Here is a 20,619-nt window from a genome sequence, read left to right on the forward strand (position 1 = left end):
AGACTGCGGCGGGATGCCGCGCATTCGTCTCAAAATCGCGGTGCTGATCGCAGGTCGCGGCGAGCTGATCACGCCGCTTCCGGGCGTGGTTCAGGTCTGCGGACCCGACAGCGAGATGTCGCGCTCGGCGCGGAAGATGTTGGCGTAGAGATTGGCGATCCACTGCCGGCCGGTCGAGGTCATGTTGAGATAGCGGATCTCGGTCTGGATGTTCGGCGCGACGCTCTGCCAATAGAACTGCGGGTAGCGATTGACGATGTCGGCCGGCGAATCGTAGCCGAGCTGGCGGTTGATGCCGACCTCCTCGAACTCGTAATAGAGCGCATTGGCCTTGCGGATGTAGTTGGGATCGCCGAGCTGGCCGATGAAGTCGGCGGCGCGCACGATCGACTGCTCCTCGTCGAACTGCTGCCCCGGCAACGGCGGAAAGCGCGTGCCCTCGATGGCGCGCGCGATGCGCTCCTTGTCGAGCGGCTCCATGTTGACCATCCGCTTCATGACAAAGAGCTTCGAGCGATCGACGTGATACGGCATCAAAGCCGCATCGGAGGAGCCGCGCGGCAGCACGACCTTCTGATTCCCATCGTCGACAACGAATTCGTCGCCCTCGTCCTCGTCCTTGAACACGCCGCGGACATAGCCGATGTCGTGCAGCAGGCAGGCGATGATGACATGTGCATAGTCGTCGGGCGGCACAGAAATGTGCAGGGCGCGGCCGCGCAGGATCTCGTGAGCGGCCAACGTCACCAGCAAAGTATGCTCGACATTGTGATAGAGCGCGTCGCTGTTGCCAATGCATTCGAGCGCGACACGGGCCGTGGCGGGCACGAGCTCGGAGAGCCGAGACTGCAACGATCCAAAACGGCGGCGCATGTAGGAGCCGAGGAATTCCTCCAGCGCATCCGCCGCGAGCTCCGGTAAGGTCATCATGGGTGCTACCCCGCTTCAGTCGAGCTGCCGCGTTGACTCCCAAGCACTGATGCTGTGCCGCTGACCATGCAGCATAGCCGAACTGCGCGAGGTCGGCCACAGGCCGAACCATGCACCCGGATCAACTGCGGACGATCGGAGATCGACGCCTAGCGGTTCAGGACGGGCATCGGCGGACGCGGCGGCCGCAAGGACCGGGCGCCGGGGCGCGGATGCCTGGCGGCACGCGGCGCCGCTGCCGCCGGCGTGTCCACCGACTGCAGATAGGACGTCAGCGCGGACGCCGAGTCGGAGCTGGAGGCATAATGCTGCTGCAGAAACAGATAGAGCGTGAGGCGGAAACGGCCCTTGGCGAGTCCGCGTGCGCTGCGGTGGCACGTCGTGCAGCTCTCGGCAAACAGCCTGGCGCCCGACTTACCCGCATCGAGATTCTCCGCGCGCGCGACAGCGCCGGCCAGAAGGCTGGCCGAGAGCAAGAACATGCCGGCCGCGGCAAGCCCGGCGCGCAGCAGCCTCTGGTTTCCAGAACATACTGGTCGGTGCCGGCAGCCGGCCAGTGGCTCAGGCGACATCGGCCTGCGGACTTGCCTGGGCCTCCGACGCCAGCGCGTCGAGATCGACCAGTGCAGGATCGTCCGCGCCGGGCTCGACCTGAAGCTGACCGCTGCCATGGACATGCATCAGGGTCTGCACGCGCCTTGCATTGAGGTAGTCGACATGCTGGTGCTGCAGTGCAGCCGGCAACAAGCCTTTCGGCAGCGCAACCATGGTGAAGGCCGCTGCCCGCTTGGGCTCCTCGCCTTCGCGCCAGGTCAGCGGACTGAGCGTGTAGACCATCTGCCGGTCGGACTCGGGCGGTGGAAGCTGCCTGATCTCGGGCGGCGCCAGCAGCGCGATGTTGGCGTTGCCGGCGCGGGTACGGACCGCCGCCGAGCGCAATTCCCAGCAGATCAGCTCGGCCATCGCGAGCACCTCGCGCCGGATCTCGTCGACATCAGCACCGAAACGCGTTGCCTCCGACATCACAGGCTTGCTGCGTGTCACCGCATCGACCAGGGCGGCCGCGCCGATTTCGAAGCGCGGCACCGCCTGCTCGATCGCCGCTGCCACGGCCTCGATCTCGTTCGCCGCCTTGTCGCGATCGCGCTGCGCCACGGCCTCGCCGAGCGCGCGCTCGGCCAGCACGATCTGCTCGTCGCATTCTGCGACGGCCGCTCGCAGCGTCTTGGCCTTGTCCTCGACCACCCGCATCTTGGCCTCGGCGCGGTCGAGCTGCGCATTGCTGGCGCCGGCCTTCGCCAGCGTCTCGGCCAACATTCGCTGTTCGTCCAGCGCCTTCTCGGCCACGACCAGGCGCTCATCGAGCTTTCGTCGCGTTGCCTGCTTGTCCTTCAGCGCACGTTCGAAGATCGCGACCGGGCTGAGCTCGCGCTTGAAAAAGGCCATGGCACTATCCCCTGCCGACACACGGCGAATCCGCGGCCGAATCATGTCAACAGAGTCATGCGGGACAATTGGGTCGGAAACTAGGATATGGGTATAGGCGGCGGGTTGTCCCCCGCTGGCTGAACAAAACCCCCCTCCCGCATGGCAGGCCACGCGGTTCGGACCTTCAGATGGGGGCCAGCGTCAGCTCTGGTGCGGGCCGCGCATCATCTTCATCGCGTCTGCGATGTGGCGCCACTCCTTGGCCTCCTCGGCCTCACCCTGGCTTTCGCAGGCCTGCGCCTTCTGCGCCGCCTGTGCGATGGCGCTGGGACCGTGCTTCTCAAGCATCTGGCGCGCGACGGTGTGAATCTGGGTTTCGGACATCATCATGTCGCTCTCCCGAGAGGGTTCGGATGGTGGGCGCGTCCCCATCGCCAGGACGATGCGACGACTTGAGGTCTGTTCGCGGCACTGGCGGCGGACCTCCTTGCAACGGCCAAGCGTCAGCGCCCGTTCCGTCCAACCGATCGTTTCGCGGTTCTGCACCGGTTGCGGTTCCTGTGTGAGGCCGGTCACCCTGGATTTGACGTCCGTAGTACTACGACGCCGCGTTCATCCTAATTTCACCTGCGCTTTGCCACTGTTATGCCTGGATGCGAATCGCCTGCTTGTGAACAGGAGACGGAAGATGACCCAGGTCTATTTCCATTGCTCCAGCGCCGACGAGGTCCTGATCGACCGTCGCGGCGCCGCGGTCCTGGACCTTTCCGAGGCGCGCGATCATGCCGCGCGCGTCATGCAGTCGCTGATCAGCGCCGGGACAGCAGATGACTGGCGCGAATGGGTGCTGCACATCGCCGACGATCTCGGCGAGGAGATCTTCGCCCTGTCGTTCGCCGATCATCTGGGTCCGATGCAGTGAGGCCGGCGATGTCGATCCGCTGCGCCGTTCGCCATCGCCTGGATGCGCTTGCCGAACGTTGGCAGCGCCTGGCAACGATGATCCGTGATCCCTACCGTCCCGAAAAGCACTACATGCGCGGCCCTGGGCCGAAGTGGCATGCCAAGAACGGGCTGCACATGACCTAGTGCCCCGTTTCCAATGTCATGTCGCGCAGTTCGTCTGCGAACTTCGGAAACCAGGACGCACCAGCGTACCTTTGACGACGGGGCCGGCTTTGAATTGAAGCTGCCACGGAACCTGTGCGAGCGCAGTGAGCTGCATTCTTCTCGCCATATTGTTGCGTATGGCTGGTCATGATTAAGGACGGAGAGAGCTCTCATGATCAGGACCATGGCCATCACTGCGGTCGCGCTGACATTGCTGTCGCAGGCGGCTGTCGCGGATGAGCATCGCGGCGGCGATGCCGCACTCGGCGCCCTCTCCGGCGCGGTCGTGTTCGGCCCCGTGGGCGCTGTCGCCGGTGCCGTCGTCGGCTACACCGCGGGTCCTTCGATCGCACGATCCTGGGGCTTCCGTCGCTCGCGCACGGCGCGTCAGGTGCGCCAACCTGCCCGCGAGGCGCACGCCGAAGTCCCGCTGCCGACGCCCCGATCGGCCACCGCAGCCATACCGCCGGCTCCTGCGGCACCGCCGGTGCAGACGCTGGAATAGCCGCCTCTTGAGGTTTGCTCAGGCGATGGCGCTGATCGCGGGCGCCTCGCCGGGGCCTGCGAACAGGCTGCGGCCCGGCACCGCATCGAGCAGCGCGCGCGTATAGGCGTGCTGGGGGCTGCGGAACACCGATCCGGTCTCGCCCTGCTCAACGATCTGCCCACGCTGCATCACGATGATGCGGTCGGCAATCTCGGCCGCGACGCGCAGGTCGTGGGTGATGAACAGCATCGCGAGATTCATCTCCTCGCGTAGTTCGGCAAGCAGCTCCAGGATCGTCGCCTGCACCGAGACGTCGAGCGCGGAGACCGCCTCGTCCGCCACCAGCACCATCGGCTTCAACGCCAGCGCGCGTGCGATGCAGATGCGCTGGCGCTGGCCGCCGGAAAATTCGTGCGGATAGCGGTCGAAGGCCGAAGCCTTCAGCCCGACCCGCTCCAGGAGGCGCTTGGTCTCGTCAATAGCCTCCGCAGCCGGCGTGCCGTAGGCGATCGGACCGGCTGAAATTGCAGCCCCGACCTTCTGGCGCGGATCGAGCGCGGCGAACGGGTCCTGGAACACGATCTGCACCTTGCGGCGCATCGCGCGCAGCTGCGCGCCGCGCAGCTTGAGGAAATCCTCGCCGCCGAAAGCGACCGCGCCGGCATCCGGCTCGATCAATCGCATGATGATGCGGCCCAATGTCGACTTGCCGGAGCCGGATTCGCCGACCACCGCGACCGTCTCGCGCGGCCGCAGCGACAGCGCGATATCGCGCACTGCCGGCACGCGGCGCGCCGGGCGCAACAATCCCTGCCTGGTGACGAAGGTCTTGTTGAGATCGCGCGCGTCGAGCAGCGGCTCGCCGTCAAGTCGCCGGGCGACCGCCGAGGCGGAACGCTTGCCCGGCACCGCCGCGATCAGCGCCCTGGTGTAGTCATCCTTCGGCGCGCGCAGCACCTCGGTGGCGCTGCCCTGCTCCACCACCTTGCCGTGACGCATCACCACGACCCTGTCGGCAATATCGGCAACGACGCCGAAATCGTGGGTGATGAACAACACGCCCATGCCGCGCTCGGCCTGCAGCTTGCGGATCAGAAGCAGAATCTGCTTCTGCGTGGTGACGTCGAGTGCGGTGGTCGGCTCATCCGCGAGCAGCAGCGCCGGATTGTTCGCCATCGCCATCGCGATCATGACGCGCTGGCGCTGGCCGCCGGAGAGCTGGAACGGATAAGCGCGGGCGAGCGTCGCTGGGTCAGGCAGGCCTACCGCTGCGATCAGTTCCTGCACCCGCGCATCCAGCTGGGCGCGCTGAGGCTTCGGACTCGCATGGGTGAGAATGACCTCGGCAATCTGGTCGCCAACCCGCGCCAGCGGATTGAGCGCCGACAGCGGCTCCTGGAAGATCATCGCGATCGCGCCGCCACGTAAGTTGCGCATCGCCGCCTCATCGGCGGCTGCGATATCGGTCGCGCCGAAGCGGATCGCGCCCGAGGCCAACTCGACCTCCGGCGGCAGCAGTTTCAGGATCGCATGGGCGGTGACGGATTTGCCGGAGCCGGACTCGCCGACCAAGCAGACGATCTCGTTGCGGCCGACTTGCAACGAGACATTCTCGACCGCAAGCGCGCGGTCGCCGCCGCGCGGCAGCGCCACCGAGAGATCTTCGATTCGGAGCAGCGTCTCGGTCATGCGGCGCGCACCTTGCGCGCAATGCGCGGGTTCAAAATGTCGTTCAGCCCCTCGCCGACCAGGTTGATCGCGAGCACGGTGAGCAGGATGGCGACGCCGGGAAACACGCTCATCCACCAGGCCTGGCGGATGACGGTGCGGGAGGCGCCGATCATGAAGCCCCAAGACATCAGGTTGGGGTCGCCGAGCCCCATGAAGCTGAGGGCGCTTTCCAGGAGGATCGAGGTCGCGATCGTCAGTGATCCCGTGACGATGATGGGCGAGAGCGCGTTGGGCAGAATGTGTCTGAGCACCACGACCAGCGGCGGCTGTCCCTGGCACACCGCGGCCTGGACAAATTCGCGGCCGCGCAGGCGCAGGAACTCGGCCCGCGTCAGCCGCGCCACCGGCGGCCAGCTCACCGCAGCGATCGCCAGCACGACATGGCCGAGCGTCGGACCCAATGTCGCGACCAGAAGGATCGCCAGGATGAAGCCGGGTATGGTCTGGAATAGCTCGGTCAGCCGCATCATGGCTTCATCGACCCTATCGCCGAAATAACCGGCGACCGCGCCGATCACGACACCGATCAGCACGGCGGCGGCCGTCGCCGTGATGCCGATCATCAGCGACACCCGCGCGCCATAGGCGATCCCAGCCGCAACGTCGCGGCCCAGCGTGTCGGAGCCGAGCAGCAGCCCGTCGCTGAACGGCGGCTGGAACGGCGCGCCGACCATGTCCCAGGGATCGTCGGGAAACAGCGTCGGTGCGAGGCCTGCGAGGATGACGACGCCGAACAGGATCACCAGCCCGATCATGCCGGTCGGATGGCGCAGGAAAGCTTTGATCCGAAGCATCAGCTGCTCTCCCTTACGATGCCGTGCGCATCGACACGCGCGGATCGATCACTCGATAGATCGCGTCCGTCAGCAGATTGAGCATGATCACGATCACCGACATCACCAGGAAGATGCCGAGCATGACGGGATAGTCGCGCTGCAGCAGCGCGTCGTAGATCAGCCGGCCGAGACCCGGCCAGGCAAACACCGTCTCGATCACGACCGCGCCGCCGACCAGCGCGCCGGCCTGCATGCCGGCCACGGTGACCACGGGCAGGATCGCGTTGCGCAGGATGTGGCGGGCAACGATGCGGCCCTGCGTCAGGCCTTTGGCGCGCGCCGTCTTGATGAAGTCCTGATGCATCACCTCGATGACCGAGGCGCGCGTCAGCCGCGCGTAGATCGCAAGATAAATGGCGGCGAGCGACGTTGCCGGCAGCACGAGATGCGCGGCGACATCGCCGATCCGCTGCAGCGGGTTCATCTCGACGCCGATCGTGACGTAGCCGAATGCCGGCAGCCAATCGAGCTTGACCGAGAACAACAGGACCAGCATCAGGCCAAGCCAGAACACCGGGGTCGCATACATCAGCAGCGACAGAATGGTGATGAACGTATCGGACCATCGACCTGCCCTGACGCCGGCGAACAGGCCGAGCATCACGCCGATGGTGAGGGCCGCGATGAAGGCGGTCGCTGTCAAGAGCAAGGTCGCGGGCAGGCGCTCGAGGATCAGGTCCCGCACCGGCCGCTGCTGGCGGTAGGAGTAACCGAGATCGAGCGTCAGCACGCGGCCGAGATAATTGGCGAGCTGGATCGGATAAGACTTGTCGAGACCGTAATCGGCGCGGAGCTGGGCCAGCAGCTTCTCGTCGGCGGCGCCGCTCTGTCCCGCCATGACCTGCGCGGGGTCGCCCGGCGCCGCATGCACCAGCATGAAGTTGACGGTGGCGATGACCACCACCACCATCACGAACTTGACCAGCCAGCCAAGGACCGCAAGGCCGGCTGCGACAACGCGGCCGCCAGCCCGATCCCCTTGCCCCTCCGATGCAGCGACCTCGCTCATCCCAGGGTCACCGCTCCGAAGGTCTCGTGCACGCCGACCGCCGTCGTGATCACGTTCTTGAGTCTCTTGTCCATGATGTTCGGATAGTCGGCCTCGAACGTCCACAGCACCGGAACATCTTCGACCAGGATCTTCTGCACCTGGCTGTAGAGCTCCTGGCGCTTCTCATCGGTCGGCGCCACCGCGGCCTCCTCGAACAACCGGTCGACCTCCGGGTTGGAGTAACCCTCGGTGTTGGAGAACAGGATGCCCTTCTTGATGTTGGAGGAGATGTAGGTGCGGGCAACGCCCAGCGCCGGGTCGCCGAACTGATAGACGAGGTTCGCCGTCATGGTGTAGTCCCAGTTGCCGACCTTCTCCGCCCAGCCGGCCATGTCGGTGTTCTGCAACTGGACGTCGACGCCGATCTTGGCAAAGGACTGGCGAATGAATTCGGCCGCCCGTGTATAGGTCTCGCCATAGGGTGGCACCAGATAGGGGATCGAGACGCGCTTGCCGTCCGGCCCGGGCTTCAGCCCCATCTCGTCGAGCAGCGCCTTCGCCTTGTCGATCGAGAATTCGTACTGCCTGACGTTCTTCTCGTAGAACCGGGTCTTGGACGAGACCGGGCCGGTCGCTACCTTGCCGAGGCCGAAATAGATGCGCTTGAGCATGGTCGGACGATCGAGCGCATACATCAGCGCCTGGCGGAAACGCTTGTCGTTGAGCGGCGCGACGCGGTTGTTCAGCTCGATCCACGAATGCGGTGCGAAGAACTCGTAGCCTTTCGTGGTCATGGTGAGGTTCGGCAGCGCCGACAGCCGCGCCACGTCGAACGGCTCGACGTCGCTCCATTGCGTGAGCTGCACAGTGCCCTGCTCCAGCGCGACCGAGCGCGATGCCGCGTCCGGAATCACGCGATAGATGATCTCGTCGAGATGCGGCTCGCCGGGACGATAATAGCCCTCGTGCCTGACAAGGTGGACGTGCGAGCCGCGCACCCATTCCTTCAGCTTGAACGGACCTGATCCGATCGCCTTGTCGTTGGCCGGGTTCTTTCGATAATCCGTGTTCTCATAGATGTGCTTCGGCACGATCGGCGCGGTAGTGCAGTCGAACGAGCCAAGAAACGGCGCGAACGGCGCCTTCAGCTTGAACACGACGGTGAGCGGATCCGGCGCCTCCGCGCTCTCCAGCCGCGCAAAGGTGACGCGGGCGCGCGGGTGCGTCTCCATAAGCACCTTGGTGCAGGAGAAGACAACGTCCTCCGCCGTCAGGGGATGGCCGTCGTGAAAGGTGATGTTCGGATACAGCTTGAACGTATAGGTCTTGCGATCCTCGGAAACCTCCCAGGACTGCGCCAGGCCCGGCATCGGCTTCAGGTCGAAATCGTAGCGCAGCAGGCTCTCATAGATCTTGCCGCCGAGCGTCAATGTCGGCTGCTGCTGGTTCAGCGCGGTCACCAGGATCGGCGGCTCGGGCTGGATGATGGTGTTCAGCGTGCCGCCCTTGGTCTGGCCGGCCGCCCTGACGATGCCGAGCGGAAAGCCGCCGATGCCGACGGCGCCAGCAGCCAGGCCGAGCTTGGTGAATTCGCGTCTATTCATGCCATCCTCGCTTCCGAAAAAACTACTTCCAATAACAGCGCATCGGTCAGTAGCCCCTGATACGATCGACCTGATTGAGCAGCGGCGCGCCGCGCTGCATGCGCCTGACGTTCTCCGCGATCTGCTGCGCGATCACGCGCGGGGTCGCGATCGTCGCCATATGCGGCGTGACCAGCACGCCCGGCTCGCGCCACAGCGGATGATCCGACGGCAACGGCTCGCGCTCGAACACGTCGAGGATGGCGCCGCGCAGATGCCCCTGACGCAGCAGCGCGACGAGATCGTCGGCGACGAGATGCTCGCCGCGGCTGCACAGGATCAGGGCCGCGCCCTTCGGCAGGCGCGCCAGCCGCTCGGCATTGAGAATGCCGATCGTTGACGGCGTCAGCGGCAGCAGTGAAACCAGGACGTCAACCTCGGCCAGGAACGGATCGAGCGCATCCTCGCCGCTGAACACCGTGACGCCCGGCAGCGATTTCGGCGAGCGCGACCAGGCGCTGACGGTAAAGCCGAGATCGACAAGCCGCGTCGCTGCATCGCTGCCGAGCGCGCCGAGGCCGAGAATGCCGACCCGCGTCTCGAACGGTGCACGCTGCTCATAACGACGCCAGATGCTCTCGCGGGCATTGCCGATGACGCGGTCGAAGTCGCGATGGAAATACAGCGTGCCCCACAGCACGAACTCGGTCATTCCTGCGGTCAGATCGGGATCGACGATGCGACAGACCGGATGATCCGGCACCGTCGGATCGCAGAGGATGTTGTCGACGCCGGCCGCGATCGAATGGATCAGCTTCAGATTTGGCATCGCAGCGAGCGCGCCGGCGGGCGGCTTCCAGCACACGGCGATGTCGGCCTCGCGCGCCTCAGGCTGCGGCCAGGACGTCAGCGTCACACCCGGCAATTCATCTTGCAACGGATCAACGAGCGGTCCCATCACGCCCGGCGTGGTGAGAAAAGCGATACTGATCATGTCGCGCCCGTCATATACCTCGCTGCCGTCGGCCCGCGGATTGATCACCTCGCGATCGGGACAGGCCACCGCGCACCTGTTGGCCACCGCGCACCTGTTGGCCACCGCGCACTTGTTGGCCACTGCGTACCTGTTGCAAGCGGAATGCCAATGTCGATCGGGCCGCAGACGATGCCGACATCACAGCGCCTTCAGGCCGCACCATTGCGCGACGAACAGAGCGATGCTCAAGGTCGTCTTGCGTACGCTGTCGAGATCGACGCGCTCGTCGAAGGCATGCGGGCCGACGCCGTAAGGGCCGTAGCACAGCGCCGGAATGCCGTAATCGACGGCGTAGTAGCGGGTGTCGTTGACCGCGGTCGACATGCGGTCTTCCAGCGGCTTTTCGAACACGCGTTCATGGATGGCGGCGAGCGCCGCTTCCGCCGCGCTGCCGGGCTCACAGACGGATGGATCGGCCTGGAAACCGCTCCAGATCAGCTCGGCCGGATTGCTCGACAGGAAGCTGTCATTCTTCTGCGCGTCCGCCAGGCACTGCTCGATGCCCTTCATCGCCTCCGCCGGGGTCGAGCCAGGCAACAGACCGAGCCGGCAGTCGACCTCGCACCAGGCCGGCGTCGAGCTTGCCCAATCGCCGCCCTTGATGATGCCGACGTTGAACTTGATCGGGTTCTTGATAGCGCCGAACCATTTGTTCGAAATGGCCCTGGCGTTGAGCTCCGCGGTGTAATCCTGGAACGCGCGCACCAGATGCATCGCCGAGAGGATGGCGCTGGTGCCAGTCTCCGAGTAGGCGACATGCACCGGCGTGCCGCGCACGCGCAACCGGAACCAGATCGCGCCGACCTGTGCGCGGCTCAACGTGTGGCCGGTCGGCTCAGGAATCAAACAGGCATCCGCGGTGTAGCCACGCATGAGAGTCGAGAGCGCGCCGTTGCCGGTGCTTTCCTCTTCCGTGACCGTCTCCAGATGGATGCGGCCGTCGGGCGCAAAGCCCGCTCTCTTAATGGCATCCAGCGCGAAGATCATCGCCGAGACGCCGGCCTTCATGTCCTGCGCGCCGCGGCCGATCATCCAGCCGTCGCGCACGATGGCCTCGAACGGCGCATCGGCCCAGAGATCAACAGGGCCTTCCGGCACCACGTCGACATGGCCCTGCAGGATCAGGCTGCGGCCCTTGCCGCCCCCGTCGAGCGTCGCCACCACTTGCCTGGAGCCTTCCAGCGGGATGGTATCCATCGGCGCCGCCTTCGGGTGGCTCATCAGGTCGACGTCGGCGAGGCTGAACTGATCGACCTTATAGCCGCGCTTCTCGAACTGCGCGGCAAGCCACTGCTGCAGCGGCTCTTCCTCGCCGCGCAGGCTGCGGAACTGCACCATCTTCTGCAGGAATGCGACCTGGTCGTTGAAGTTGTCGTCGATGGCGGCGCGAAGCCGCTCCATCACGTCGTTCGGCACTGCCGCCATCGTCTCAGCCACGCGTCTCACCTCAAATTTCAGTTCAGCGGAATGGCCGCGTCTCACGCGGCCAGGCACTTCTCCAGGATCGCGAGCCCCTCGTCGAGGATCGCGTCCGATGCCGTCAGCGGCACCAGAATCCGGATCGTGCTCGCGGTGACGCCGCAGGACAACAGGATCAGGCCGTTCTCATGCGCAAGCTGGGTGACGCGTTTGGTCATCTCCGCGTCAGGCTCGTCGCTGCCGCGCTGCTTGACGATGTCAAAGGCGACCATGGCGCCGGGACCGCGCGGCGCCGAGATCGGCACCAGATGATTGGCGCGGGAGAAGCGCTCGATGGCCGCGCGCAAGTGGTCTCCGATCGCATTGGCGCGGTCGACCAGTTTCTCCTTCTCGAACACGTCGAGCACGGCGAGCGCCGCGGCGCAGGACAAGGGATTGCCGCCATAGGTGCCGCCGAGCCCGCCGGGCTCCGCCGCATCCATGATCGTGGCGCAGCCGATCACGCCCGACAGCGGCATGCCGCCGGCGAGACTCTTGGCGACGCAGATCACGTCGGCCTGCACGTCGTAATGCTCCATCGCGAACATCTTGCCGGTGCGGCCGAAACCGGTCTGCACCTCGTCGGCGATCAGCACGATGCCGTATGTGTCGCAGATCCGGCGCAGGCCTTCCATTAGCTCCGGCGGCGCCGGATGGAAACCACCCTCGCCCTGCACCGGCTCGATGATGATGGCGGCCACTTGGGCTGCGTCGATGTCGGCCTTGAAGATGAAATTGATGTAGCTCAGCGTGTCCTCGACCGACACGCCGCTGCCCGCCACCGGGAACGGCGCGTGCCAGACACCGGGCAGCGGCGGGCCGAAACTCTTCTTGTAAGGCGACGTCTTGCCGGTCATCGCGCTGGCGAGCGCCGTGCGGCCGTGGAACGCGCCGGTGAAGGCGATGATGCCGCTGCGCCCGGTCGCGGCGCGCGCGATCTTGATCGCGTTCTCGGTCGCTTCCGCGCCGGTCGTGAGCAGGATCGACTTGGCCGGACCTGCAATCGGCGCCAGCACGTTTAGCCTTTCGGTCAGCTCGACATAAGGCTCATATTGCAGCACCTGGAAGCAGGTATGCGTGAAGCGGTCGAGCTGTGCGCGGATCGCGGCGACGACATGCGGATGGCAATGGCCGGTGTTGAGCACCGCGATGCCGCCGGCGAAGTCGACATAACGCCTGCCCTCGACATCCCAGACTTCGCTGTTGAGCGCGCGCTCGGCGAAGATCGGCGTCGCCTGGCTGACCCCGCGCACCACCGCCTGGTGTCGTCGCGCCAGCAATTGCTCGTTCGCAGCCATCGGCCCCCTCCACACTCTTGGCAGCGAGCGTAGGAGGCGAGGAATTGCGATCAATCAGCTTGACGGGGCGCGACAGGTGCAGCCAGTGCACCAATGCGGTGACGCAGCCTGCCTTCTGTGCAAGCCTCGTCCATATCCTCAGCGTTCTGACCAGTTTGCATCCAGAGAGGAAGCGGCGGCAGCGCGCGATTGCGCGGCGCGCATTCACCCATGCGCGCAAGGCTTGGCGGGAGCTGCGAGAAAAATCGCTTACTCCGCGAGCACCTTCTTCAGCCACACCCGTAGCGCGACAATCGCGAGATCTTCCCAGCGTTCCCTGAGCGCCACGAGCTGGTATGATTCGAGATAGATCATGGACGGGATCACCTCGACCAGCGCGCCGCTGCGCAGGTCGTCGCCGACCAGCACCTCGTTGGCGAGCGCGACACCTTGTCCATAGCGCGCCGCCTCGATGGCGAGATGGGCGTGCCACAGCCGCTGCCCGCGCAGTGGCCCCGGCTCGATGTGGCCGGCGAGCGCAAACCAGCGCTCCCACTGCTCGGTCGACTCTTCATGAATGAGCTGCGCCTTGGCGAGCTCCGACAAATTAGTAATCGCCGGATGGCGCGCCAAATAAGCGGGGCTTGCCACCGGGAACACCCGCGGCCGCACCAACGCTTCCGCCATCAGCGGACCCTTGATGTCGATCGCATCGGCGTAGACGATCTCGGCGTCGGCCTCGCCGCGCAGCAGGTCCGGATGCGAGAGCGTCGGCTGCAGGTTGATATCCCAGTTGCGCGGCGGGCCGGTCAGTTCCGGTAATCGGGACAACAGCCGGCGGTTGGCGATGCCGGGGATGCACCAGATGTTCAGGGTCGGCCGCGCCGCTGGGCGGATCATCGTGACGGCGCGGGCGATGATGTCGAAGGCCTGCGTGACCTGGGCATGGAACATCTGTCCGGCGCTGGTCAGGGCGATGCCGCGGCCCTCGGCCCGCACCAGCGCGACACCAAGGCTGCGTTGCAGGTTCTGCATGTGGCGCGACACCACGGTATGGCTGACCGCGAGTTCATCGCCGGCCGCGCGCACGCTGCCCGTGCGTCCGACCGCCTCGAAGGCGCGCAACGCGATGAGAGAAGGCAGTCGTGGTCTGGTCATGCTCGCACTGGCTTGAACGTAACGGGCTACCCGTCACACAGGCCGTCCCATTTGCGGGCCAGCGAGACGTTCCGGCACGAACATGAACGCATGCCGCAGACACATGCCGACATGCGCCGATTCTTGTCCGGAACATCCGATCGGGCAATGATAAGGTGCTGCTTCGCGTAAGGCTGAAATGCTCTTAGCGCCTGCAGCGGCGTAATGCCAGAATAGATCGAATGAGAGTGAATCCAAGCTGACGAGATGCCGGCAAACTTCGGCGGATCGTTAACCATGGAAGGACGAAATGACGCAGGACGGCGGTGGTTGGATTCCTCACAGCGCGCATTGGGGCGCCTTCGCCGCGCGCTGGAATGGCAGCGCGCTCGAGCTTAAGCCTCACGCCGCCGATCCCGCGCCGTCGCCGATCCTGGATAATTTCCAAAATGCGCTCAGGCACCGGGCGCGCGTGCTGCGGCCGATGGTGCGCAGGTCTTGGCTCGACCAGTCCCGGCGCGATGGATCGGCACGGCATCGGCGCAGCTTCGACAGCCCCTTCGTCGCGCTGCCCTGGGACGAGGCGCTCGATATCCTCGCCGATGAGCTGTCGCGCGTGCGCGATCGGCATGGCGCCGCTGCCGTCTGTGGCGGCTCCTATGGCTGGGCGAGCGCCGGCCGCTTCCACCATGCGCAGAGCCAGATCCACCGCTTCCTCAACATCGCGTTCGGCGGCTATGTGCGCTCGGTCAACAGCTACAGCGCTGGCGCCTCGGCGGTGATCCTGCCGCATGTGATGGGCAATTACGAAGGCATCTCCCGCCACAACGTCACCTGGGAGCAGATCGCCGAACATTCGGATCTCGTGCTCGCCTTCGGCATGGCGGTGAAGAACGCCGACGTGGCCTCGGGCGGCATCAGTCGCCACATCGAGCGCGACGCGATGGCCCGTGCGGCCGCGCGCGGCGCCAGCTTTTATTGCATCAGCCCGCTGCGCGACGATCTGCCCGAGCAGGCCGCGGCCACCTGGCTGCCGCTCAAGGTCGGCACCGATGTGGCGCTGATGCTCGGCCTTGCGCACACCCTGCTCGCCGAGAACCTGCACGATGCGGATTTCATCGCCCGCTACACCACCGGTTTCGAGCGCTTCGCGCGCTATCTGCTCGGCCACGACGACGGCACGCCGAAGGACGCGCATTGGGCCTCCGCGATCACTGGCATTCCGGCTGATACGATCCGCGATGTCGCCCGGCGCATGCCGCACGGCCGCACCTTGATCACGGTGTCGCATTCGCTGCAGCGGGCGCAATATGGCGAGCAGCCGGTGTGGATGGGCGCGGTGCTGGCGGCCATGCTCGGCCAGATCGGCCTGCCCGGCGGCGGCTATCATTATGCGCTGGGCGCGCTCGGCCATACCGGCCGCCGGCTCAACGCGGTGCCGAGCCCCACTTTCCCGCAAGGGCGGAACGCCATCAGCGATTTCATTCCGGTGGCGCGCGTCGCCGACATGCTGCTCAATCCCGGCGGACCGTTCGACTACAACGGCGAGAGGCGGCGCTACCCCGACATCAGGCTGGTCTATTGGGCCGGCGGCAACCCGTTCCACCATCACCAGGACATCAATCGGCTGCGGCGCGCCTTCCAGAAGCCCGAGACCATCGTGGTGCATGAGAGCGCCTGGACGCCGATGGCGAAGTTCGCCGACATCGTGCTGCCGGCGACGATGACGTTGGAGCGCGACGACATCGGCGCCGCTCCCACCGACCCGCTGCTGGTGGCGATGCGCAAGGTCACTGAGCCGATCGGCGAAGCGCGCGACGATTAGGCCATCTTCGCCGCGCTGGCGACGCGCATGGGTGCCGGCGAGCCCTTCACCGAGGGCCGCGACGTCAGGCAGTGGCTGGCTCATCTCTACGAGCCGACGCGCGCGGCGCTTGCGGCGGCCGGCTGGGATGCGCCTGATTTCGAGACGTTCTGGGCGCGCGGCGAGCTGCCGCTGCCGTCCGGTCCCGATGACGGCGGCTTCCTGCGCGCCTTCCGCGACGATCCGGAGAGGCACAGGCTTGCCACGCCGAGCGGCCGCATCGAGATCTTCTCCGAGACCATCGCCGGCTTCGGCTATGACGATTGTACCGGCCATCCGAGTTTCATGCCGAGTACCGAGCCGGCGAGCACGCGTCATCCGCTGACCTTGATCGCCAACCAGCCGGCGACGCGGTTGCACAGCCAGCTCGATTTCGGCAATCACAGCCAGGCCAGCAAGGTGGCCGGCCGCGAGCCCGTCAGGATCAATCCGGGGGATGCCGCGGCGCGCGGCATCAGGGATGGCGACCTTGTGCGCCTGTTCAACGATCGCGGCGCCTGTCTTGCCGGCGCGGTCCTCTCCGACCGGTTGATGCCAGGGGTGGTCCAGCTCTCGACCGGCGCCTGGTACGATCCCGATCCGGCCGGCGGCGATGAACCAGCTTGCATCCACGGCAATCCGAATGTGCTGACGCGCGATATCGGCACCTCGAAGCTGGCGCAAGGCTGCTGCGGCCAGGTCACCGTGGTCGAGTGCGAGCGCTTCGACGGCACCCCGCCCGAGATTCGCGCCTTCGATCCGCCGCAGCCGGCGTGAGTTCGTAAACGGCCCGCCCGCGACCCGAAGAAACTATTAGTCACACCAGAAAACATGCGGCGCATTTGCCGCAAAGTTTCCATAATCCGGGTCTGAAAATCCGCCCGCTTCGAGCATTCGAGCAGGAGAACAAGATGCGGATCACACCGGTGATCTTCGTCGGTTCGCTGGCCGCCCTCGTCGCTGCGACGGCGCCCGCGCTGGCGAAGAACTCTCAAAACCAGAAGACGACAGAAGAGCAGACGAGCTCAGCTTCCTGCCACGCCTACCAACAGGCGCCGGACGGCACCTGGACAGCGCTGCCCTGCCAGGAGCATGGCGCCGCGGCACAGCCCCAGCGCAAGTCGCTCGCTGCCGGCAGCGACCAGCCGCAGCGCTGAGGCGGCTCGTCCATCCATTTACGGCGCCTGATGCAGGAAGGCGCGCAACCCCTGCCCGCCTTCCCCGCCGTGCCTGAACAACATCCCGAGATGATCGCCGCCGGTCGACAGATAAGACAGGCCGCGCTTTTCGGCGAAGGCCTGCATCGGATTATGCGCCGGGTCATCGCGGCCGTTCCACAGCATGACAGGGCAAACCAGGCCAAGCACAGCCTGCTCTGCCCCATCGAGTTGATCCAGCGCATCGAAGCAGGCACGGACCCCCGGTTCGTTCTGTGACGTGACCCATGCGGTGAGCTGCGGTGCCGTCCCCCGCGCGAATTTCATGAATCCATCGAAAGTGATCGGCCCCTTGGCACCCGGTGGTAATCCGCTGACCAGATTCCAGCCGGCCACCACCAGCGACGACAACCGGCGCGGCTGATATTTGGCGACGCCGACCGCGAGCCAGCCGCCCATGGAATGGCCGACCACATGGGCACGCTCGCAGCCGAGGTCATCGATCACGGCGACGATGTCGCCGGCACGCTGCTCCTGTGTGTAGAGCGCCGGATCGGACGGGTTGTCGCTTTGGCCATGGCCGAGTGAATCCACACAGGCAACACGAAAGTCCTGCGCCAGCACGTCGACGATCCCACAGCGCCGCCAGCTCTCGCCGTCGAGCAGCACGCCGTGCTGGAGAACAACGAGCGGCCCTGCGCCGTCCACCGTGTAGTGGATGCGCTGCCCGCGATGCATCGCGAACGGCATGTGAAGTCCCCCCTGCCCTTTTCAGGGGTACATGGGAATTAGGGACGGGTCGAACAATAGAGCGACGTCGTCCGATGTGTCCGTCATTGCGAGCGAAGCGAAGCAATCCAGATCCTTCTTCTGATAAAATGGACTGGATTGCTTCGGCGCTACCGCGCCTCGCAATGACGATGGCGAAACGCGCCGCCGATGCCAGCGGACCACCGCTCAATATGGCGGCTTCTTGCGGGCATGCTGCGCCTTGGCCGCCTCGACCCACCACAACAGGTCCTCGGCAAAGCGCGGGAAGGCGCGCTGCAGCGCCTTGCCGGCCTCGCCGATCGGCTGGCCCTCGGCCGAGAGCGTCTGGCTGATCGGCCCGGCCGCGATCGTGCTCGACACCACCACCATGCCCATCTCGGACAACGTGCCGTGCCAGGCGGTGGCGGCGCGCGCGCCGGAGAAGCGGCCGGCCGAGTAGCTGGCGATCGCTGCCGGCCGCCAGAACCATTCCTCCAGGAAGTGATCGGTGAGGTTCTTCAGCCCCGGCTGGATGCCCCAATTATATTCGCCGGTGACGAAGACAAAGCCGCCGGCATTGCGGATCTTGCCGGCAAGCTCCTCCAGCACGGCGGGCGCTTCACCCGGTTTGTATTCCTTGTACATGCGGTCGAGCATCGGCAGGCCCACCGCCTTGGCGTCGATCAGCTCGACGTCATGCCCCAAGGCGCTGAGGCCGTCGACCACGAACTGTGCGAGCCGGATGCCCATCCGGTCGGACCGGTAGGACCCGTAGAGGACGAGAATGCGATAGGGCATGACGGTCTCCCATTGCGGCGCCGCACATTGACCGCATCATGTGCCGCGGCTCAAGGGAGATCATGTCGCATCGCCGGGACGATCACGTCGATATCATCGGCGCGGCCTGGCCGTCGTCGCCGCGCGTCATCGTCAAGTCGGGCGCATGGAAGCCCCCCGATAGGGTCGGTTCCCGATGATCTTCCTCATTAGTTATGAGTGACTTAGCTGCGCGATCTGGAATCGCATTCGCATCGGCCGCAGCGGCGCGCGCATCCAGGGCCGTAGATATCCGGGCGAAACCAAAACGGGCCGGAGGGGATGACTGGACGGAGGTAACGCAATAGCCGCGTTCCGGATGGTCGGCTTTCCCAAGCCGTCTGACACGATGCCAAAGGCAAAGGGGCCGGAACGCAGTCCGCGCTCCGGCCCTGTCTCATTCCTGATCTGGAAGGAAACTCATCGGGACCAGCCGTCGGCGGAGGCGGATCGCTCGGTCGGCTTACCGAACACGCTGCGACAACCCTCGCTCAGGTTCGCGCGCTGCCGGTGCATGCAGGCGATGATCCGTGCCCGGTCCGGGATTTCCGACGAGCACAGCCGGAACACGTCCCCGGTGCACAGCCTGCGCTGATCGTCTTCCGTGAAGGCGTGGCTCGCGCTCGGCAGCAGCGTCAGAAGCGCGGCGCCTGCAAGCATCGCATTGAAGTTTCGTGTCGTAAAAACACCGGTTCGCATCATCCCATCGCCCCCAAGAGTCGCGTGTCGTTGCTCAGTCGCCAACTGTTTGACTGTTATTTGATCAGCTGTTTGATCGATGCCCCCACAACGACGCCCCACGTCCCGTCTCATCGTTGCGAAGCAGTTGCCGCAGCAGAATCAAATCATGACACGTCAATGCGCGCCTTCAAGATTCAGGCTGGCCCGTGCACCACAATTTTGTCGCCTGTTGCATCTTCCGCGCATGTATCAGCGCAGTGCATCAACAGCACGCCCCCGCGATGTGCATCTTGCGCGCCACGATGGGAACCGACATGCGCCGCCAAATTGTCACGACCCGAACGCATTGCGGCCAAGGCCCACGCCCACTCTCGTCGCGTGTAGGGGTGGCGTCAGGGAGGCTGATCATGGCGTATACGATGATCGCAGAGCGGAACAATCAGAAGGTGCGCAAGCAGCGCGAAAGCGCTCTGATCGTTCTGGCCAATGCACTGATGTTGCAGAGCGAGGGCTGGCAGGTCGTCATCGTGGACGGTGACGGCAGTGATTTCGAGCCGCGCGCATTCGAAGCGTCGCTGGCCAAGCGGTTCTCCTGGTATCAGGTGAAGCCGGAGCCGGTCGTCGCGCCCGAACCGGCGGACGAACAGCTCGAGGCCGAAGCGCTGGTCGCCGCCGCGCTCGAAGCGGAGGACATCGAAGCCGACGAGCTGGAGATGGCCGGGCACGAGATTCAGGACATCGACGAGTCCGACTTCGACGAAGCCGATTTCGAGGACGCCGATCTTGAAGAGACCATGTTCGAAGATGCCGATCACGACGAGACCGAGCTGACCGAGATGGAATTCGAAGGCGAGCCAGCCGAATAACGGCCGGCCCGGCTATCAGGGCTAACTCCCGGCGCTTGCTCCGCCGTCGTCCCGGGCACAAGTCCGTGGACGACCGGTTGGGCAAATCCTTGATGCTCGTCCCGGGCAAGCGCGCAGCGCGCCGACCCGGGTCCCCTAACCACCGAACCTCATCTGACGAAGGCTGGAGCTCCAGCTCGCTCCAACACGCCCGCCTGTGGCTATGGGCGAGACGACACCGTCTTCCGGACTGCCCGTCGGGCGAATCAAGCCGACGATTTGAGCGACTGAGCCCGCACCGTCTCGCGCTCAGCAACCGGCACGGGCCGATTTCGGCTGCGCCGAAACGCGGACTTTGCGAGCCCGATCAATTGGTTCGCCCGGGTCAAGACGGCCAGACGAAAATAAATCGCTTTCGTTTTTTCGGAAAATGATATTGTCTCACGTCATCCCGCCTCACCACGGAGGGGCGTTGCGCGCGATCGTCACGATACGCGAGGCGGGGATGCGGTGGACGCAGCGG

The 20,619-nt window shown here is 65.4% G+C and carries 20 protein-coding genes and 1 pseudogene; 6 read left to right on the forward strand and 15 right to left on the reverse strand.

Annotated features, from left to right (window positions below; genetic code table 11):
• Window positions 1–90 precede the first annotated feature (90 nt).
• From P6U24_RS19915 to P6U24_RS19930, 4 genes are all read right to left on the reverse strand, one after another.
• Entirely contained in the window at window positions 91–930 is an 840-nt protein-coding gene (locus tag P6U24_RS19915; RefSeq protein WP_407154225.1) for an HD domain-containing protein, read from the reverse strand.
• A 149-nt stretch (window positions 931–1,079) separates the two neighbouring features.
• Window positions 1,080–1,412: a cytochrome C gene (locus P6U24_RS19920; RefSeq protein ID WP_407154226.1), complete on the reverse strand. Its 333-nt coding sequence runs from the start codon at window positions 1,410–1,412 to the stop codon at window positions 1,080–1,082.
• A 79-nt stretch (window positions 1,413–1,491) separates the two neighbouring features.
• Window positions 1,492–2,376: a hypothetical protein gene (locus P6U24_RS19925; protein WP_407154227.1), complete on the reverse strand. Its 885-nt coding sequence runs from the start codon at window positions 2,374–2,376 to the stop codon at window positions 1,492–1,494.
• Window positions 2,377–2,559: 183 nt separating this feature from the next.
• A complete protein-coding gene (locus P6U24_RS19930) occupies window positions 2,560–2,745 on the reverse strand; it encodes a hypothetical protein (RefSeq protein ID WP_407160524.1) in 186 nt (61 codons plus the stop codon).
• Window positions 2,746–3,046: 301 nt separating this feature from the next.
• On the opposite strand from P6U24_RS19930, the gene P6U24_RS19935 reads away from it, so the two are divergent.
• From P6U24_RS19935 to P6U24_RS19945, 3 genes are all read left to right on the forward strand, one after another.
• Complete coding sequence (locus tag P6U24_RS19935; RefSeq protein WP_407154228.1) at window positions 3,047–3,280, forward strand: DUF6894 family protein; 234 nt, start codon at window positions 3,047–3,049, stop codon at window positions 3,278–3,280.
• Window positions 3,281–3,288: 8 nt separating this feature from the next.
• Window positions 3,289–3,447, forward strand: a complete 159-nt coding sequence (locus P6U24_RS19940; RefSeq protein WP_407154229.1) for a hypothetical protein — start codon at window positions 3,289–3,291, stop codon at window positions 3,445–3,447.
• A gap of 193 nt (window positions 3,448–3,640) precedes the next feature.
• Entirely contained in the window at window positions 3,641–3,973 is a 333-nt protein-coding gene (locus P6U24_RS19945) for a hypothetical protein (RefSeq protein ID WP_407154230.1), read from the forward strand.
• An 18-nt stretch (window positions 3,974–3,991) separates the two neighbouring features.
• On the opposite strand, the gene P6U24_RS19950 is transcribed toward P6U24_RS19945, so the two are convergent.
• The 8 genes from P6U24_RS19950 to P6U24_RS19985 all read right to left on the reverse strand — a co-directional run bounded on the left by P6U24_RS19950 (window position 3,992) and on the right by P6U24_RS19985 (window position 14,025).
• Complete coding sequence (locus P6U24_RS19950; protein WP_407154231.1) at window positions 3,992–5,644, reverse strand: ABC transporter ATP-binding protein; 1,653 nt, start codon at window positions 5,642–5,644, stop codon at window positions 3,992–3,994.
• Window positions 5,641–6,480 carry an ABC transporter permease gene (locus tag P6U24_RS19955; protein WP_407154232.1) on the reverse strand — a complete coding sequence of 280 codons (840 nt, stop codon included), beginning with the start codon at window positions 6,478–6,480 and terminating at the stop codon, window positions 5,641–5,643. Before P6U24_RS19955 ends, P6U24_RS19950 begins: the two co-directional genes overlap by 4 nt.
• Window positions 6,481–6,493: 13 nt before the next feature.
• Complete coding sequence (locus P6U24_RS19960) at window positions 6,494–7,531, reverse strand: ABC transporter permease (RefSeq protein WP_407154233.1); 1,038 nt, start codon at window positions 7,529–7,531, stop codon at window positions 6,494–6,496.
• Window positions 7,528–9,117, reverse strand: coding sequence for an ABC transporter substrate-binding protein (locus P6U24_RS19965; protein ID WP_407154234.1), 1,590 nt, complete (start codon window positions 9,115–9,117; stop codon window positions 7,528–7,530). Before P6U24_RS19965 ends, P6U24_RS19960 begins: the two co-directional genes overlap by 4 nt.
• Before the next feature lie 46 nt (window positions 9,118–9,163).
• Complete coding sequence (locus P6U24_RS19970; RefSeq protein WP_407160525.1) at window positions 9,164–10,090, reverse strand: 2-hydroxyacid dehydrogenase; 927 nt, start codon at window positions 10,088–10,090, stop codon at window positions 9,164–9,166.
• 180 nt (window positions 10,091–10,270) lie between these two features.
• Window positions 10,271–11,569, reverse strand: a complete 1,299-nt coding sequence (locus P6U24_RS19975; protein WP_407154235.1) for an ArgE/DapE family deacylase — start codon at window positions 11,567–11,569, stop codon at window positions 10,271–10,273.
• A 41-nt stretch (window positions 11,570–11,610) separates the two neighbouring features.
• Entirely contained in the window at window positions 11,611–12,888 is a 1,278-nt protein-coding gene (gene gabT, locus P6U24_RS19980; RefSeq protein WP_407154236.1) for a 4-aminobutyrate--2-oxoglutarate transaminase, read from the reverse strand.
• A 249-nt stretch (window positions 12,889–13,137) separates the two neighbouring features.
• Window positions 13,138–14,025, reverse strand: a complete 888-nt coding sequence (locus tag P6U24_RS19985; protein ID WP_407154237.1) for a LysR substrate-binding domain-containing protein — start codon at window positions 14,023–14,025, stop codon at window positions 13,138–13,140.
• A 289-nt stretch (window positions 14,026–14,314) separates the two neighbouring features.
• Between P6U24_RS19985 and P6U24_RS19990 the strand changes: the two are divergent.
• Window positions 14,315–16,624 (forward strand): annotated as a pseudogene (locus P6U24_RS19990) (molybdopterin guanine dinucleotide-containing S/N-oxide reductase).
• 134 nt (window positions 16,625–16,758) lie between these two features.
• Window positions 16,759–17,004: a hypothetical protein gene (locus tag P6U24_RS19995; protein WP_407154238.1), complete on the forward strand. Its 246-nt coding sequence runs from the start codon at window positions 16,759–16,761 to the stop codon at window positions 17,002–17,004.
• Window positions 17,005–17,022: 18 nt separating this feature from the next.
• On the opposite strand, the gene P6U24_RS20000 is transcribed toward P6U24_RS19995, so the two are convergent.
• The 3 genes from P6U24_RS20000 to P6U24_RS20010 form a co-directional block, all read right to left on the reverse strand.
• Complete coding sequence (locus P6U24_RS20000) at window positions 17,023–17,754, reverse strand: alpha/beta fold hydrolase (protein WP_407154239.1); 732 nt, start codon at window positions 17,752–17,754, stop codon at window positions 17,023–17,025.
• A 207-nt stretch (window positions 17,755–17,961) separates the two neighbouring features.
• On the reverse strand, window positions 17,962–18,552 hold the full coding sequence (locus tag P6U24_RS20005) for an NADPH-dependent FMN reductase (protein WP_407154240.1): 591 nt from the start codon (window positions 18,550–18,552) through the stop codon (window positions 17,962–17,964).
• A 438-nt stretch (window positions 18,553–18,990) separates the two neighbouring features.
• Window positions 18,991–19,272, reverse strand: coding sequence for a hypothetical protein (locus P6U24_RS20010; RefSeq protein WP_407154241.1), 282 nt, complete (start codon window positions 19,270–19,272; stop codon window positions 18,991–18,993).
• A 386-nt stretch (window positions 19,273–19,658) separates the two neighbouring features.
• Here P6U24_RS20010 and P6U24_RS20015 point away from each other — a divergent pair, with 386 nt between their 5' ends.
• Window positions 19,659–20,117, forward strand: coding sequence for a hypothetical protein (locus P6U24_RS20015; RefSeq protein WP_407154242.1), 459 nt, complete (start codon window positions 19,659–19,661; stop codon window positions 20,115–20,117).
• Window positions 20,118–20,619: the final 502 nt, after the last annotated feature.

Origin of the sequence: Bradyrhizobium sp. STM 3557, from assembly GCF_045571465.1 — a bacterium.
Classification (GTDB): Bacteria; Pseudomonadota; Alphaproteobacteria; order Rhizobiales; family Xanthobacteraceae; genus Bradyrhizobium.